Origin of the sequence: Kaistia nematophila, from assembly GCF_026343855.1 — a bacterium.
Taxonomy (GTDB): domain Bacteria; phylum Pseudomonadota; class Alphaproteobacteria; order Rhizobiales; family Kaistiaceae; genus Kaistia; species Kaistia nematophila.
In genome coordinates this window covers 44612-58970 of the sequence record NZ_JAPKNK010000008.1, presented here as the reverse complement: position 1 = coordinate 58970, position 14359 = coordinate 44612, and the positions used below count along the sequence as shown (strand labels likewise).

The 14359-nt window shown below is 66.7% G+C and carries 16 protein-coding genes; 2 read left to right on the top strand and 14 right to left on the bottom strand.

The window, feature by feature from the left end; genetic code table 11:
• Positions 1-17: 17 nt before the first annotated feature.
• Genes phnL through phnG form a run of 7 tightly spaced genes read right to left on the bottom strand, consistent with a single transcriptional unit; the run spans position 18 to position 5111 of the window.
• Positions 18-740 carry a phosphonate C-P lyase system protein PhnL gene (gene phnL, locus OSH07_RS17700; RefSeq protein WP_266340015.1) on the bottom strand — a complete coding sequence of 241 codons (723 nt, stop codon included), beginning with the start codon at positions 738-740 and terminating at the stop codon, positions 18-20.
• Complete coding sequence (phnK, locus tag OSH07_RS17695) at positions 737-1525, bottom strand: phosphonate C-P lyase system protein PhnK (protein ID WP_266340014.1); 789 nt, start codon at positions 1523-1525, stop codon at positions 737-739. Before phnK ends, phnL begins: the two co-directional genes overlap by 4 nt.
• Complete coding sequence (locus OSH07_RS17690; protein WP_266340013.1) at positions 1522-2019, bottom strand: GNAT family N-acetyltransferase; 498 nt, start codon at positions 2017-2019, stop codon at positions 1522-1524. Before OSH07_RS17690 ends, phnK begins: the two co-directional genes overlap by 4 nt.
• Positions 2019-2930, bottom strand: a complete 912-nt coding sequence (locus tag OSH07_RS17685) for an alpha-D-ribose 1-methylphosphonate 5-phosphate C-P-lyase PhnJ (RefSeq protein WP_266340012.1) — start codon at positions 2928-2930, stop codon at positions 2019-2021. The genes OSH07_RS17690 and OSH07_RS17685 overlap by 1 nt, the downstream gene beginning before the upstream one ends.
• Positions 2927-4021, bottom strand: a complete 1095-nt coding sequence (locus tag OSH07_RS17680; protein WP_266340011.1) for a carbon-phosphorus lyase complex subunit — start codon at positions 4019-4021, stop codon at positions 2927-2929. Before OSH07_RS17680 ends, OSH07_RS17685 begins: the two co-directional genes overlap by 4 nt.
• Positions 4022-4023: 2 nt before the next feature.
• Positions 4024-4623, bottom strand: a complete 600-nt coding sequence (gene phnH / locus OSH07_RS17675) for a phosphonate C-P lyase system protein PhnH (protein WP_266340010.1) — start codon at positions 4621-4623, stop codon at positions 4024-4026.
• Positions 4623-5111: a phosphonate C-P lyase system protein PhnG gene (gene phnG, locus OSH07_RS17670; RefSeq protein WP_266340150.1), complete on the bottom strand. Its 489-nt coding sequence runs from the start codon at positions 5109-5111 to the stop codon at positions 4623-4625. The genes phnH and phnG overlap by 1 nt, the downstream gene beginning before the upstream one ends.
• Before the next feature lie 73 nt (positions 5112-5184).
• Here phnG and phnF point away from each other — a divergent pair, with 73 nt between their 5' ends.
• Positions 5185-5946 (top strand): phosphonate metabolism transcriptional regulator PhnF, encoded by a 762-nt coding sequence (phnF, locus tag OSH07_RS17665; protein WP_266340009.1) that lies wholly within the window; start codon positions 5185-5187, stop codon positions 5944-5946.
• Positions 5947-6135: 189 nt separating this feature from the next.
• Here the strand turns inward: phnF and phnE (OSH07_RS17660) are convergent, their stop codons facing one another.
• From phnE (OSH07_RS17660) to phnC, 4 genes are all read right to left on the bottom strand, one after another.
• Positions 6136-7026 (bottom strand): phosphonate ABC transporter, permease protein PhnE, encoded by an 891-nt coding sequence (phnE, locus tag OSH07_RS17660; protein WP_266340008.1) that lies wholly within the window; start codon positions 7024-7026, stop codon positions 6136-6138.
• On the bottom strand, positions 7023-7907 hold the full coding sequence (gene phnE / locus OSH07_RS17655) for a phosphonate ABC transporter, permease protein PhnE (protein WP_266340007.1): 885 nt from the start codon (positions 7905-7907) through the stop codon (positions 7023-7025). Before phnE (OSH07_RS17655) ends, phnE (OSH07_RS17660) begins: the two co-directional genes overlap by 4 nt.
• 115 nt (positions 7908-8022) lie before the next feature.
• Positions 8023-8961: a phosphonate ABC transporter substrate-binding protein gene (gene phnD, locus OSH07_RS17650; RefSeq protein ID WP_266340006.1), complete on the bottom strand. Its 939-nt coding sequence runs from the start codon at positions 8959-8961 to the stop codon at positions 8023-8025.
• 58 nt (positions 8962-9019) lie between these two features.
• A complete protein-coding gene (phnC, locus tag OSH07_RS17645; protein WP_266340005.1) occupies positions 9020-9826 on the bottom strand; it encodes a phosphonate ABC transporter ATP-binding protein in 807 nt (268 codons plus the stop codon).
• A gap of 173 nt (positions 9827-9999) precedes the next feature.
• Here phnC and OSH07_RS17640 point away from each other — a divergent pair, with 173 nt between their 5' ends.
• Positions 10000-10626 carry an LbetaH domain-containing protein gene (locus OSH07_RS17640; protein WP_266340004.1) on the top strand — a complete coding sequence of 209 codons (627 nt, stop codon included), beginning with the start codon at positions 10000-10002 and terminating at the stop codon, positions 10624-10626.
• Positions 10627-10678: 52 nt separating this feature from the next.
• On the opposite strand, the gene OSH07_RS17635 is transcribed toward OSH07_RS17640, so the two are convergent.
• The 3 genes from OSH07_RS17635 to OSH07_RS17625 form a co-directional block, all read right to left on the bottom strand.
• On the bottom strand, positions 10679-11449 hold the full coding sequence (locus tag OSH07_RS17635; protein WP_266340003.1) for an IclR family transcriptional regulator: 771 nt from the start codon (positions 11447-11449) through the stop codon (positions 10679-10681).
• A 56-nt stretch (positions 11450-11505) separates the two neighbouring features.
• On the bottom strand, positions 11506-12702 hold the full coding sequence (locus OSH07_RS17630) for an adenosylhomocysteinase (protein ID WP_266340002.1): 1197 nt from the start codon (positions 12700-12702) through the stop codon (positions 11506-11508).
• A 124-nt stretch (positions 12703-12826) separates the two neighbouring features.
• Positions 12827-14293, bottom strand: a complete 1467-nt coding sequence (locus tag OSH07_RS17625; RefSeq protein WP_266340001.1) for a glucosamine inositolphosphorylceramide transferase family protein — start codon at positions 14291-14293, stop codon at positions 12827-12829.
• Between the last annotated feature and the right edge of the window lie 66 nt (positions 14294-14359).

Sequence of the window (14359 nt, the reverse complement as noted above, 5' to 3'; positions counted from 1 at the left end):
TCCCGTTTGGTCTGAGCTCAAGCCGCCCTGGAGGAGGCGAATTCCGTGACGTCGACGATGCGGTCGGCGACATGGTCGCGGACGTCCTCGTCGTGGAAGATGCCGATGACAGCCGCGCCGGCCCGCTTCTTCTCCTCGATCAGCCGCACCACGACGGCGCGGTTGGCCGCGTCGAGCGAGGCGGTCGGTTCGTCGAGCAGCAAGATCGGCCGGTCCGCCGCGAGGCCGCGCGCGATGTTGACGCGCTGCTGCTCGCCGCCGGAGAAGGTCGCCGGGGGCAGGCTCCAGAGCCGCTCCGGCACGTTCAGGAGCGTCAGAAGCCGCTCGGCCCGCGCCCAGGCCTCGGCCTGCGCCACGCCGCTGTCGGTCGCCGCGCCGGCGACGATATCGAGCGAGGAAACGCGCGGGATGACGCGCAGGAACTGGCTGACATAGCCCATCACCGATCCGCGCAGCGCCAGGATGCGGCGCGGCTCGGCGGTGACGACATCGACCGGCTCGTCGCCGTCGCGGACCCAGATGCGGCCCTGGTCGCAGCGATAATTGCCGTAGATCATCTTGAGAATCGACGACTTGCCGGCGCCCGACGGCCCGCCCAGCACGACGCATTCGCCCGGCTTCACGCCGAACGAGACATTGTCGACGACGCTGATCTTCATGCCGTCGCGCAGATGCAACGTGAAGGCCTTCGAGACGCCTTCGAGGGTGACGAGATTCCGAGACATGTCGTTCTGGGTCATGCTGCGAGCACCGAGGAAACGAGAAGCTGGGTGTAGGCTTCGCGCGGATCGTCCAGCACCTGGTCGGTGAGGCCGGTCTCGATCACCCGGCCCTGCCTCATCACCATGATCCGGTGCGACAGCAGGCGGGCGACGGCGAGGTCGTGGGTGACGATGATGACCGCGAGGCCAAGCTCGGAAACCAGCCCGCGGATCAGGTCGAGCAGGCGCGCCTGCACCGAGACGTCGAGGCTCGATGTCGGCTCGTCCATGAAGACGAGGCGCGGATGGGTGACGAGGTTGCGGGCGATCTGCAGGCGCTGGCGCATGCCGCCGGAGAAGCTCTTCGGCAGGTCATCGATGCGCTCCGGCTCGATTTCAACGCGGTTGAGCCAGTCGCTCGCCGTGTCGCGGATGCGGCCATAGTGCCGGCCACCGACCGCCATCAGCCGCTCGCCGACATTGCCGCCGGCCGAGACGCCCATGCGCAGGCCGTCGCGGGCGTCCTGGCGGACGAAGCCCCAGTCGGTACCCAGTAGGAAGCGGCGATCGGCCTCGGAGAGGTCGAAGAGGTTCCGTGTCTCGCCATCGCGCATGCGGTAGTGGACCGCGCCGGCCGTCGGAGAAAGCTCGGTCGCGAGCAGGCCGAGCAGGGTCGACTTGCCGGAGCCGGATTCACCCACCACGGCGAGAACCTCGCCCTCATAGAGATCGAAATTCACATCGCGGCAACCGAGGCGCTGGCCATAATGCTTGCCGAGATTGCGCGCGGAGAGAAGCGGCTTGTCGTTGAGATTGGCCGTCATGATGCACGTCCGTCAATGAGTTCTGGCTGAAGGGCAGGCTCGGCCGGCACCGGCTCCAGACGAAAGCTGAAGCCGTATTTCTCGAAGCCGAGGCTCTCGTAGAAGGCATGCGCCCGGGTCGAGCGGATGTTGGAGGAGAGCGCCACTTTGTAGGCCCCCTTCGCCTCCGCCAGCCGGAACGCCTGCTGGATCATGGCACGGCCGATGCCTTCGCCCTGATGGCCGTTGGCGACGACGACGTTCTCGACCAGCGCCGAGGCCATGCCCCAATGCGCGAGATTGTCGATCACCATCAGCGAGAAGGTGCCGACGATCTCGCCCTCTACCTCGACGCAGTAGGCGGCGAAATCGGGATAGGTCGCCATGCGAGCGAGCGTCGCCTGCGCCACCTCGAGCGAGGTGACGCGGCCATTGTTGAAATCCGGCTGGCCATAAAGCGCGAGCAGCGCCGGCAGATCGGCCTCGGTCGCCTTGCGGACGGAGATCTCGGCCATCACGCCGCCCCGCCCACCGCATGCAGAGCCGGCGCCTCGCCGGAAAGCTCGCCGCGATGGCCCTCGGCCCGGCGTTCCTCGCAATAGTCGGAGTCCGAGCAGACGAACATCCGGCCGCCGCGATCGTCGAGCACGACCTCGTCGAGATAGACGTTGGTCGCCGCGCAGAGCGCGCAGGGCCTGTCGAACTTCTGCACCTCGAAGGGATGATCCTCGAAATCGAGGCTGCGCACCTTGGTGAAGGGCGGCACGGCGTAGATGCGCTTCTCGCGACCGGCGCCGAACAATTGCAGCGCCGGCGACATATGCATTTTCGGATTGTCGAACTTCGGCGTCGGCGACGGGTTCATCACATAGCGATCGGCGACCTCGACCGGGTAGTCGTAGGTGGTGGCGATATGGCCGTGCCGGGCGATGTCCTCATAGAGCTTCACATGCATGAGCCCGTAATCGGCGAGCGCATGCAGCTTGCGTGTTTCGGTCTCGCGCGGTTCGAGAAAGCGCAGCGGCTCGGGAATCGGCACCTGGAAGACGATCGTCTGCTTTTCCGTCAGCTCGCGCTCCGGGATGCGGTGGCGCGTCTGGATGATCGTCGCGTCCTTCGTCTCCGTCGTCGTGGCGACACCGGCGGTCTTGGCGAAGAATTTTCTGATCGAGACGGCGTTGGTGGTGTCGTCCGAGCCCTGGTCGATCACCTTCAACACGTCGTCGGGGCCGATGATCGCTGCCGTCACCTGCACGCCGCCAGTGCCCCAGCCATAGGGCATCGGCATTTCGCGACTTGCAAACGGCACCTGATAGCCGGGGATCGCGATCCCCTTCAGGATCGCGCGGCGGATCATGCGCTTGGTCTGTTCGTCGAGATAGGCGAAGTTGTAGCCGCTCGCCTGCGGCGCTGCCACGGCGCTCATTCCGCCGCCTCCTTCAGCTCTTGCTGGCGCGACTGGTATTCGGCGCGCATCTGGCGGACGAGCCCGAGCTCGGCCTGGAAATCGACGTAGTGCGGCAGCTTCAGGTGCTCGACGAAGCCGGTCGCCTGGACGTTGTCGCAATGGGAAAGGACGAATTCCTCGTCCTGCGCCGGGGCGGTGATGTCCTCGCCGAACTCGCGGGTGCGCAGCGCCCGGTCGACCAGCGACATCGACATCGCCTTGCGTTCGCTCTGGCCGAAGACGAGGCCATAGCCGCGGGTGAACTGCGGCGGCAGCTCGGCCGAACCGTGGAACTGGTTGACCATCTGGCATTCGGTCAGGGCGACCGGGCCGAGCGGCACAGCGAAGCCAAGCTCTTCCGGCACGAATTCCGCCATCACCTCGCCGAAACGGATCTCGCCGACGAAGGGATGGGTGCGGCCATAGCCGCGCTGGGTCGAATAGCCGAGCGCCAGCAGGAAGCCCTCGTCGCCACGTGCCAGCGCCTGCAGGCGCAGGTCGCGATCGGCCGGGAAATCGAGCGGCGCGCGGGTCAGGTCTCCGACCTCCGCCGTGTCGTCGGGCAGTTCCTGCTCGATCAGCCCCTGGCCGTCGAGAAGGTCCGTCACGCGCGGCGACGCCTCCGGCTCGGCTTCGACCTCGACGGGCGCCGGCGGCTCGACGCCGGCGGCCAGCATGAAGTCGATCAGGCGATGGGTGTAGTCGAAGGTCGGGCCGAGCACCTGCCCGCCGGGCAGATCCTTGAACGTCGCGGAGATGCGACGCTCGATCGCCATGGCGCCGGTGTCGACCGGCTCGCCATTGCCGAACCGGGGCAAAGTCGTCCGGAAGGCGCGGACGAGGAAGATCGCCTCGATCAGGTCGCCACGCGCCTGCTTGATGGCGAGCGCCGCGAGCGCAGGATCGTAAAGCGACCCCTCGGCCATGACGCGGTCGACCGCGAGCACCAGCTGGCTCTCGATCTGGTCTGGAGAGAGATCGGGGATGGAAGTCGAACCGCGACGCTCATGGGCGAGCAGCCCATGCGCGTTGTCGATCGCCTGCTCGCCACCCTTGACGGCGACATACATGATCAGACCTCCGAAACGAGTGTCGTGCGCGGCAGCGCCGCGACTTCGCGGCCGGCCGCGAAAACCAGATCAACGCCGCGCGGAAACTGCGCGCGGTTGATGGCGAGTTGCGCCGTGAAATCGGCGGGAACCGGGGAAAGACCGATCCGCGCGCTGTCCCGGATGCCGGGGCCGCTCAGTTCAAAGCTGCCCTCGGGCTCGATGGAAGCGGCGGCGAGGATGATCGTCGTCGAGCGGTCCGGGTATTCGTCCGTGCCCTGCGCGAAACTCGCGAGCGACGGCATGGCGGCGACGTCGACCACCAGGGCGAAGGCAGCGTCGGCCGGGTCGGCGACGATGCGCGCGCCGGTGTGGAAACGGATGTAGTCGACGACCGGCTGAGAGGCGGCGAGCGTCGCGTCCAGCCACAGCGTCGCCTCATGATCGACGAGCGTCAGCGCGACGGCGGCGAGTTCCGGCGTCAGCGGCGCCGGGACGTCGAGGGCGGCCGGAAAAGGCTGAATCGTACCGGGCCGGGCGAGCGCGTTCATCAGCGCATGGAAATGCGCCTGCGCTTCAATGACCGGGTCGGTGAAACCGGCCGTGATGGCGAGGGCTGACATCAATCGTCTCCGCGAACCATGGTGAAGAAGTTGACCCGCGTGGCGGCGACCCGGCGCGCCTTGGCGGCGGCCTCGTCGGCGATGCGCAGGCGCGTCGGCGCGAGCGCCGCCTCGACGGCGGTCCGCTCCGAGCCCTGCCAGAGCGCGTCGAGGATGGCGGCGACGCGCGCCTTGGCGGCGTCGCGACCGAGCTGGTAGGCGAAGCCGGTGCGGCCATCGTCAAGGCGGACCGCGGCGCGGGTCACCGTCGCCTCGCCGAGATTGAACGGCCGGCCGTCGCCGCCCATGCGTCCGCGCAGCATGACGAGGCCGTTCTCGGTGCCGCGCAGGTCGGTCGCCTGCGGGATGTCGCCAAGGGCAGCCAGCGCCTGCTCCAGCTCGACGCACGTCGCGCCCGTGCAGGTCGCCATGACCGCCTGACGGGCGGCAATCTCGGGATTTTCCGCCGGCTTCGCGCCGGCCGCCTCATGTCGCATGATTTGATCCATCATCATCGAAGGCTTCTCATTCGAGTTGTCTAATGATATAGACAACCACATGAATAGGTCCAGTGACGATTTGATGACAAACACAGTGCTCCCGGCCGACGACAACGGCGTGACGGAGGTCGCCCGCGGCCGCGGCATCGCCGCCTGGCGGCAGATCGCCGACGAGATCGAGGCGGATATCCGCAGCGAGCGGCTGCGCGCCGGCATGCAGCTTCCGACCGAAAGCCAGTTGGCGACCCGCTTCGCGGTCAACCGCCATACGGTGCGGCGCAGCCTCGCCGAACTGGCGTCGCGCGGGCTGGTGCGGGCGACGCAGGGGCGCGGCACCTTCGTCGAGGACAGGCCGATGCCCTACCCGATCGGCACCCGCACCCGCTTCTCGGAAAACGTCTCCCGCGCCGGCCGCGAAGCCGGCGGCAAAGTGCTGGAAGCTTATGAGACGGTGGCGGATCCGGGCGTCGCCAAGGCGCTGGCGATCGCATTGGGCGCGCCGGTGATGCGCCTTGATACCGTGCGCATGGCCGATGGCAGTCCGATCTCGCTCGGCAATGCCTATTTCCCCATGCCCCGCTTCGCCGGGCTGGTCGCGGCCTATCGCGACACGGGAACGGTGACGCAGGCGCTGGCCGCCTGCGGCGTCAGCGACTACCGCCGCCTGGAGACGCGAATCTCCGCCCGGCTGGCCGGGGCCGAGGAGGCGCAGAAGCTCGACCTCGCGCCGGGCCGGCTGCTGCTGACGGTCGAGAGCATCAATGTCGACACGGACGATGCGCCGATCCAGTTCACCCGCGCCGCCTTCGCCGCCGACCGGACGGAGCTCGTGGTCGAGAGCTGAGTGCTTTCACTGGCTGAGCGCGTGAGTGCGGGCGTCTAGCAGCACGCACGGCTTGAACCCTCCCCTGGAGGGAGGGCAAAACTGGCCGGAGCCAGCTTTGGAGAGGGGTTTCAGACTGAACGGCGCAGCCACCCCCCTCCCGAAAACGCATGCGCGTTTTCGACCTCCCCTCTGAGGGGAGGAGCGGCCTCACACCATCTTCGACTTGCCGATCACCGCCATGCGCAGCTTGGACGAGATGAAATCGATGACCGCGACGGTGACGAGGATCATCAGGATAAGGAAGGCGACCTGCTTCAGTTCCAGCACGCGGATCAGTTCGGTCAGGTAGGCGCCGACGCCGCCGGCGCCGACAATGCCGATGATCGTCGCCGAACGGACGTTGGATTCGAAGAAGTAGAGCACCTGGCTCGCGATCACCGGCAGCACCTGCGGCACGAGGCCGAAGCGGACCTGATGCGCCTTGCTGCCGCCCGACGCCGCGATGCCTTCGGTCGCCTTGCCGTCCGTCGCCTCGATCGCCTCGGAGAATAGCTTGCCAAAGGCGCCGAAATCGGCGCAGGCAATCGCCAGCGCGCCGGCGAACGGGCCGAGGCCGACGACGTTGATCCACATCAGCGCCCAGATCAGCGTATCGACCGAGCGGAAGACGTCGAAGGTCCGGCGGGCGCCGAAATGCACGAAGATATTGGGAATGACGTTCTTGGCGGCGAGGAACGCGACCGGGAAGGCGAGGATTGCCGCCGTCAGCGTGCCGAGAAAGGCGATCGCCAGCGTTTCGCCGAGCGCGATGGAAAAGGCCATGAACCGGCCTTCGGGCGCCGGCGGGATCATCAGGATGGCGAACTGGCCGAGACGATGCAGGCCGTTCCAGATCCTGACCAGCGAGAAATCGAGCCAGACCATGGCGGCAAGCGCCAGAGCCACCATCACCACCGGCAGGCCAATCATGAACAGCCGCCGCAGCGGCGACTTGGCGAAGGCACCAGGGTGGCGTCGTCGCAGGCCGTCGAGATCGGCCAGCGCCGTCTCGCGGATGGCGCGCTTGCCGGTCGAGATCGTGGAGGAAGCCGTGTTCATCGCATGCGCTCCATGCCGATCAGCCGATGACGGACCTGCTCCGTGCCGAGATCGATCAGGATCACGGTGGTGATGATCATCAGGAGGATGGCGCTGACGTCGGTATAATAGAAATTGCGGATGGCAATCAGGAACTCCTGGCCGATGCCGCCGGCGCCGACGAAGCCCATGACGCCCGCGCCGCGCACGTTGATCTCGAAGCGCAGCAGCGCATAGGAGGCGAAGCCGGACGAGACCTGCGGCAGCACGCCGAAGCGCACCGTCTGCAGCCAGGAGGCGCCGGTCGCCTGCAGGCCCTCGACGGGCTTCATGTCGATGTTCTCGACGACCTCGGCAAACAGCTTGCCGAGCGCGCCGACCGTGTGGATCGTCAGCGCCAGGACGCCTGCCATCGGACCGAGGCCGAAGGCGATGACGAAGATCAGCGCGAAGACGATATCGGGAACGGTGCGGCAGAATTCGAGGAAGCGCCGGGCGACGAACCACGTCGCCTTGTTGCGGACGAGATTGGCCGAGGCGAAGAAGCAGAGGCAGAAGGCGAGGATGCCGCCAAGGAACGTGCCGAGATAGGCGATCAGGATCGTTTCGACCAGCAGCCGGAACCAGGCGCCGAAGTTCCAGTACCAGGCGGCGATATCGGAGAAGAGATTGCCCAGCGTCAGCGTCGGCAGCGTGCGGCCGATGAAGGAGCCGAAATTGCCGATATTGGTGATCAGCTTCCAGGGGCGGATATCCGCCATCTGGCCGCTGATGACGATCAGCACCGCCAGCACGGCGAGGACGGCCAGCGTCTTCATCCGCTTGGCTGCGACCGCGCTGGCGTAGCCACGACTGAGCGCGGCGGCCTGCTGGTCCGGAAGCTTTGCAATGGCGGTCGCCAAGGGCCGTCTCCGCTTGTTCTTCATCCGCCGGGCAGGACGGACAACCGCGACATGCGGCCGGTTACGAAAAAGGCGGCCGGATGGACCGGCCGCCTCCCGAAAGGCTTGAAGGGGCTCAGGAGCCCTTCTTGCGCTGCTCGTCGTTGAACTTGACCATGTCGATGATCGGCTGGAGCGTTGCCGGCTCGATCGCGACGAACTCGGTGTCCTTGCCGTCCGAAAGGCCGGCGAACGCCTTGGCGTCGTTCTTCGGCATGTCCAGGAAGGCCTGCTTGATCTGGGCCTTCAGGTCGGCCGGCAGAGCCGACAGGACCGAGAACGGGCCTTCCGGCAGGAAGTCGGTCTTGAAGACGATGCGGAAGTCTTCCTTCGTCATCGGCTTGCCATCGGCATTCTTGAGAACGCCCTTGGAGATCATGCGGGTCAGGTTGGAATCGTCTTCCGAGTTCCAGGAATTGGCAGCGGCGTCGACGGTGCCCTGGGCAAGCGCGAGGACGGCGTTGTCATGGCTGCCGGCGAAGATCGCCTTGCCGAAGAACGTGTCGACGTCCTTGCCATCGCGATGCAGGAAGAAGCGCGGGGCGTTGTTGCCCGAGGTCGAGTTGGAATCGACCAGAGCGAGCGTCTTGCCCTTCAGGTCGTCGATCGACTTGTAGGGGCCGTTCGCGAGCGTATAGATGACCGAATAATAGCCGGTGGCGCCGTTCGAATGGCGCGGAACGACCAGCGGGTCGACTTCAACGCCGGTCAGCACGGCGCGAGCGTAGGAGGCCGGGCCGTACATGGCGATCTGGGCATTGCCGGCGCGCTGCGCCTCGATGACGGCGGCGTAGTCGGTGGCGACGGCCAGCTTGACCGGAACGCCGAGCTGCTTGCCGAGATAGTCGGCCAGCGGCTGGTAGCGGTCGGTGGTGGTCGACGCGTTCTCAGCCGGGATAACGGCGATCGTCAGCTCCGGGAAATCCGCCTTCCAGTCGGCGAAAGCGGGCGAAGCGACACCGGCAAGCGCGAGGCCTGCGAAAGCGGCGCCGAAAAGCGTGCGGCGGTTCAGCATGGGTATTCTCCAGGTGTTGGCAGTGCCGTTCCGGCACCGTTTGAACTCGGTCTTGAGATCAGGCCGCGGCAGGCACGGCGCCGCGGAAACGCTCCGGCGAAATCGCCGGGTCGAAATCGAGAACGTCATCGGCCTCGAGGCCGTAGAGGTCGCGGGCGACGCCCTCGGTCAGTTCTTCGGGAACGCCGTCGAAGACGACACGGCCGGCCGACATGCCGATCAGCCGGTCGCAATAGGTGCGGGCCAGATCGAGCGAGTGCAGGTTGCACATGACGGTGATGCCGTAGTGGCGATTGATGCGCAGCAGCGCATCCATCACCACCTTGGTGTTGCGCGGATCGAGCGAGGCGATCGGCTCGTCGGCGAGAATGATCTCGGGTTCCTGCACCAGCGCGCGGGCAATCGCGACACGCTGCTGCTGGCCACCGGAAAGGCTGTCGGCGCGCTGCGCCGCGAGCTGGGAGATATCGAACTGCTCGAGCGCGGAAAGCGCCACGGCGCGGTCCTCGTCCTTCCAGAGCTGCAGCAACGAACGCGGCGTCGAGACGGTGTTCAGGCGGCCCATCAGGACGTTGGTGAGGACATCGAGGCGGCCGACGAGGTTGAACTGCTGGAAGATCATCGCACAGCGGGCGCGCCAGTCGCGCAGCGCCTGGCCCTTCAGCTTGGTGACATCGACATCACCGAAGCGAATGGAGCCGGCCGTCGGATCGACAAGGCGGTTGACCATGCGCAACAGGGTCGACTTGCCGGCACCGGAACGCCCGATCACGCCGACAAAGCTACCGGAGCCGATCGTCAAGCTGACGTCGCTGACGGCTGCCTTGTTGTTGAAGTGTCGCGCAACGCCGTCCAGAACCAACATGTCATGATCTCCCGAATTGGGCGGATCATGCAATTTCGAAGCAAAGCTTTTGTGACGGTCTTTTCCACTTGGGGCCCGAACAACACTACACGGCAGATCAAGCATAAATCGGCTTCGCCGGCTTAGTCATCGCAGCGTCATGATCTGGATCCACTTATCGCCGGATCCACCACATGGGAGTTCCCGCGATGCCGCTCGGCCTGACGCCGTCCATCCACGCGACCGCCCGCGTCGAGCAATCGACGCTCGGGCGCTACACCGAGGTCGGCGCCGGAACGTCGATGATCGAGACGACGATGGGCGATTATTCCTACGTCTCCGAGCAGGGCGACGTGATCTATTCGACGATCGGCAAGTTCTGCTCGATCGCCGCGGCGGTGCGCATCAACCCGGGCAACCATCCGCAATGGCGGGCCAGCCAGTCCCACTTCACCTATCGCGCCTCGAAGTATTTCGAGGGCGAAGCCGATGAGGCCGCGTTCTTCGACTGGCGCCGCTCGACCCCATGCACGATCGGCCACGACGTCTGGATCGGTCACGGCGTCACGGTGCTCGCCGGCGTCTCGATCGGCACCGGCGCGATCATCGGCTCCGGCGCCGTCGTCACGAAGGATGTCGGCCCATATGAGATCGCCGTCGGCGTCGCCGCCAGAACGATCAAGCGCCGCTTCCCCGCCGAGATCGCCGACCGGCTGATGGCGCTCGCCTGGTGGGATTGGGATCACGAGGCGCTGCGGCTCGCCCTGCCCGACTTCCGTACCCTCGAAATCGAGGCGTTCCTGGAAAAATACGAGCGCTAGTTTGGTCGCGTTTTCTTCACGCGAACCGGTCTCCACTTCGCTCGGAAACGCTCTAGCCGCCCTCGCCCCGGATCGCCGCGTTGATCGCCGCGGCCGCATTCCCGGCCGCTGCACGGACATCGGCGATCGGCCGGCGACTGTAGCTCGTCGTCACATAGGGCACGGTCAGGGCCGCGACGACGCGGCCGTCGCGAGAGAGGATCGGAAAGGCCAGGTCGGTGACGCCAGGTTGCAGGCTGTCCGCCTCCTCCTCGAAACCGCGCTCGCGGATCGTCGCGAGACCAACCCCCAACGTTTCCCAGGCCGACTCGCTGTCGCCCTGCAGCCAGCACCGCACCTTGGTGTCATCCGGCTCAAACGCCATCAGCAGCCGGCCGGTGGCGCTTTCGAACAGCGGAAAGGTCGCGCCGGCGCGGACGCGAAAGCCGAACGGGCTGGGACTGTCGATCTGGGCGATGACGACGACCCGGCCGGCATCGTGGATGCTGAGATTGCAGGACTGGCCGATCGCCTCGCTGAGGGCGCGCATCGCCGGCAGAGCCATATCGATGAGCCCGCGCATCGGCTCCTGCCGGTGCGCGATCTCGAACAGCATCAGCGACAGGAAATAGAGCCCGGACGGACGGGCGCGGAACAGATAGCCCCGCCGCTCCAGCGTCACCAGCGTCCGGTAGATCTGGTTGACCGAGCGATCCACCGCCGCCGCGATCTCGCCCAGCGTCATCCCCTCCTTGCTGCCGGCCAGCAGTTCCAGGATATCCAGCGCCTTGTCGAGGGCGGGTACGCCATAGTTCGGGCTCTCGATCCCGCCTTCGTCCGTCATCCGACCGCCCGCTCCCGAAGCTTCCATCCTGCCGCGCCGATGGCGACAAAGTGGTTCTACAGATGCGCTCCCATCTCGGCCACCATGCGGCGGGCGATCGTTTGGTTGATGTCGTCCGGAACCGGCTGGGCGCCCGGCACCAGTCCCGTACGGCCGGCCCCGGCGACGCGTGCGAGCGACAGCGCCTGCAGCATGAAGCCGATGTCCATGGATTCGATCGAGTTGCCCTTCGGCTCGCGGCCGGCGAGGTTGAACATGCGCCCGTCAGCGACAAGCACGACATGGCGGCCATCCGCGAGTTCGATCCGCTCCAGCGAATCGTCCACCAGTTGCGAGCCGACCGCCTGGGCCCGAAGTGCCGCGACATCGATCTCCCAGGGGAAGTGGCCGGAATTGGCAAGCACCGCGCCGGAGCGCATCCCGGCGATCGCCTTGGCGCCGAGTACGCCGGGGCGCCCCGTCGCCGTGATGAAGACTTCGCCCCAGGCGGCCAGGTCCTCTGCCGTCCCGACGCGATGGCCGTCGAGGGCCGCCTCCAGGGCCTTGATCGCATCGGTCTCGACCACCGCGACGCGACCGCCAAGCGCATCGAGATATTGCGCAATGCCCCGCCCGCACCAGCCATAGCCGACGACGACGAAGCGCCGGCCGGGGATCATCAGGTTGGTGATCCGCATGAAGCTCTCGACGATCGACTGGCCGACGGCATGGCGGTTCTCGGCGATCTGCTTCAGCGGGCTGTCGTTGATGACGATGACCGGAAACGGCACCTTGCCGGCGAGTTCGCCGCGCAGCCGGTCGCCGCCCGATGTCGTCTCCTCCGTGCCGCCCCGGATCGTGGCTTCGGTGCCTGCCTCGATCGCGAGCGCGACGAGATCGGCGCCATTGTCGAGCAGGATGTCCGGCTTCGCCGCGACGACCTTCGCCACGTTCGCCAGATGCTGCTGGAGGTCATCGTCGCGCTTGCCAAACAGGTTCATGCCCTGCGCCCGCAGAACGGCGACGATGTCGTCCTGCGTCGAGCCATGATTGCCGGTGCCAACGATCGCAGCACCGCCTGCCTTCAGAACCTCGAGCAGCACCGCCGTCTTCGGCTCCAGATGCAGCGAGACGCCGATCGAGAGGCCGGCAAAGGGCTTCTCGCGCTCGAACTCGGCCCGGACGCCCGCGAGTAGCCGCATTCGCGAGCGGATCCAGTCGATCCGCTTGCCACCCCGCACGACCAGGTCGCTCTCCACCATCGTGTCCGCCATATCGACCCCTCACTCGAATTTCTTATACAAAAATCTTTTTCATATTTGTCGAGATCGAGTCAATAGAATCCTCACCCCAGCCCGCTGGCGGGAGAAGGTCGGGTGACGGACTTTTGGAGAAGGTTCAGCCGCGCGAGCCGAAGAGGTCGATCACTTCAAGCGTGGCGCTGCGATTGTAGGTATGCAGCCCGCTGTTGTCGCCCCAGGGCAGCGCGGAAGCCGACAGCGTCTGCGCATAGGTCTGCGACGAGAGAGTGCGGATTTCGGCGAAGCCGAGCGCGGCGCCATAGAGCCCGTCGCAATCCTGCACCGGCCGCACGAGCCGGCCGCCGATGTCGAGAATGCGGCCGGCCGGCCGCGCGGCGTGGAGATCGACCAGAACCGGATTGCCGGGATGCGGCTGCCACGGCCCGAAGGGCGACGGCGCACGAAAGAGCGAGAGCGCATCCCAGCTCGACGTCCAACGCTCGCGCGAGCCGGCGAACATCCACCAGATGTCGCCGACCTTCTGCAGCGTCGCGTCGCCGAGATCGACATTGTCGAGCAGCACCGAGTGCAGCGTCCAGCGATCCGGGAACGGATCGGCGCGATAGAGCTCGACGGTCCGCCGCGACGAGGTCTCGGGGATCATCCAGTGGGCCCCATCATGCTCGAACAGATAGGGATAGGAGAGATGGCAATCCGTCTCGAAGATGACGCGCGGCGTCGTGGCCTTGCCGTCGCTGCCGATATTGCTCAGCGAGAGCACACCCTTGCCGGTCGCATAGGGAAACTCCTCGACGAAAAGGTAGCGTTTGCCGCCCTGCTCCCAAAGGAACGGATCGGCGTAGAAGCGCTGGCCGTCATCGGCGAGCCGGCGGAAGCCAGCCGGGCCGATCACCGGCAATTCGTCGCCGCCCACGCGGTCGCGCCAGGCGACGAACCAGTTCGGCGCCCTGCCCAGCTGGCGCTCAATGCGATTGCGCACGCGAGCGGCCAGCGAGGTGGTGAAGAATCTGGCCGCGGAACGGTCCAGCGTCTCAGGAAGAGGCGGAGCGGCCAGGCTGCCTGCCGGGATGCCATCCGCGAGGCGCGCCGCGTCATGCACCAGCATGTGGGCGGCGCGGCCGAGCAGCATGCCGAGCGCTGCCGTCGCGCTGCGCCGGTTTTCGACCGCCGGCCGCCAGACCGAGAGAATGCGCACGGCGCCATCGAGCGCGAGACAGGTGTGCATGGAGGGCGCGCGTTCGTCGAGGACTGCGGCCAGCGCCCCCGCCTCCGGTTCCTCGCCGTCGCAGCGGAGGCTCAGGACACCCATCGCCGTCCCCTCGGAAGTCCCGTCACCGCAAAGATCGATCCTGAGGTCCGGGCTCCAGTCGCCGTCCGCGACCGGCAGGTCGGGCCAGGCCGCCGCCGTCGCGAGGGCGCCGTGCTCGGCGTGGAAGAGCGAGCGTTCGAGCCAGAACAGCGTGTCGGCGGATTTCGGCAGGCCGGCGATCGCCGTGCCCCTGGAAAGGCGGACGTCGCAGCCAGGCCGCGCCCGCAATGCGGTGACGACCTCGCACTGCCAGCCGCGCAACTCGCTCGGGTCGAGCCGGATATCGATCCGCATCGGCATCTCTCTCCTTGGCGCGACGCGCATTCGGCATTACGGCTCGGTGCGGTAGATTCCCGGCAC

Coding starts and splice junctions, on each gene's coding strand:
- phnL (WP_266340015.1), bottom strand. CDS start 740: ATGACCCAGAACGACATGTCTCGGAATCTCGTCACCCTCGAAGGCGTC.
- phnK (WP_266340014.1), bottom strand. CDS start 1,525: ATGACGGCCAATCTCAACGACAAGCCGCTTCTCTCCGCGCGCAATCTC.
- OSH07_RS17690 (WP_266340013.1), bottom strand. CDS start 2,019: ATGGCCGAGATCTCCGTCCGCAAGGCGACCGAGGCCGATCTGCCGGCG.
- OSH07_RS17685 (WP_266340012.1), bottom strand. CDS start 2,930: ATGAGCGCCGTGGCAGCGCCGCAGGCGAGCGGCTACAACTTCGCCTAT.
- OSH07_RS17680 (WP_266340011.1), bottom strand. CDS start 4,021: ATGTATGTCGCCGTCAAGGGTGGCGAGCAGGCGATCGACAACGCGCAT.
- phnH (WP_266340010.1), bottom strand. CDS start 4,623: ATGTCAGCCCTCGCCATCACGGCCGGTTTCACCGACCCGGTCATTGAA.
- phnG (WP_266340150.1), bottom strand. CDS start 5,111: ATGGATCAAATCATGCGACATGAGGCGGCCGGCGCGAAGCCGGCGGAA.
- phnF (WP_266340009.1), top strand. CDS start 5,185: ATGACAAACACAGTGCTCCCGGCCGACGACAACGGCGTGACGGAGGTC.
- phnE (WP_266340008.1), bottom strand. CDS start 7,026: ATGAACACGGCTTCCTCCACGATCTCGACCGGCAAGCGCGCCATCCGC.
- phnD (WP_266340006.1), bottom strand. CDS start 8,961: ATGCTGAACCGCCGCACGCTTTTCGGCGCCGCTTTCGCAGGCCTCGCG.
- phnC (WP_266340005.1), bottom strand. CDS start 9,826: ATGTTGGTTCTGGACGGCGTTGCGCGACACTTCAACAACAAGGCAGCC.
- OSH07_RS17640 (WP_266340004.1), top strand. CDS start 10,000: ATGGGAGTTCCCGCGATGCCGCTCGGCCTGACGCCGTCCATCCACGCG.
- OSH07_RS17635 (WP_266340003.1), bottom strand. CDS start 11,449: ATGACGGACGAAGGCGGGATCGAGAGCCCGAACTATGGCGTACCCGCC.
- OSH07_RS17630 (WP_266340002.1), bottom strand. CDS start 12,702: ATGGCGGACACGATGGTGGAGAGCGACCTGGTCGTGCGGGGTGGCAAG.
- OSH07_RS17625 (WP_266340001.1), bottom strand. CDS start 14,293: ATGCGGATCGATATCCGGCTCGACCCGAGCGAGTTGCGCGGCTGGCAG.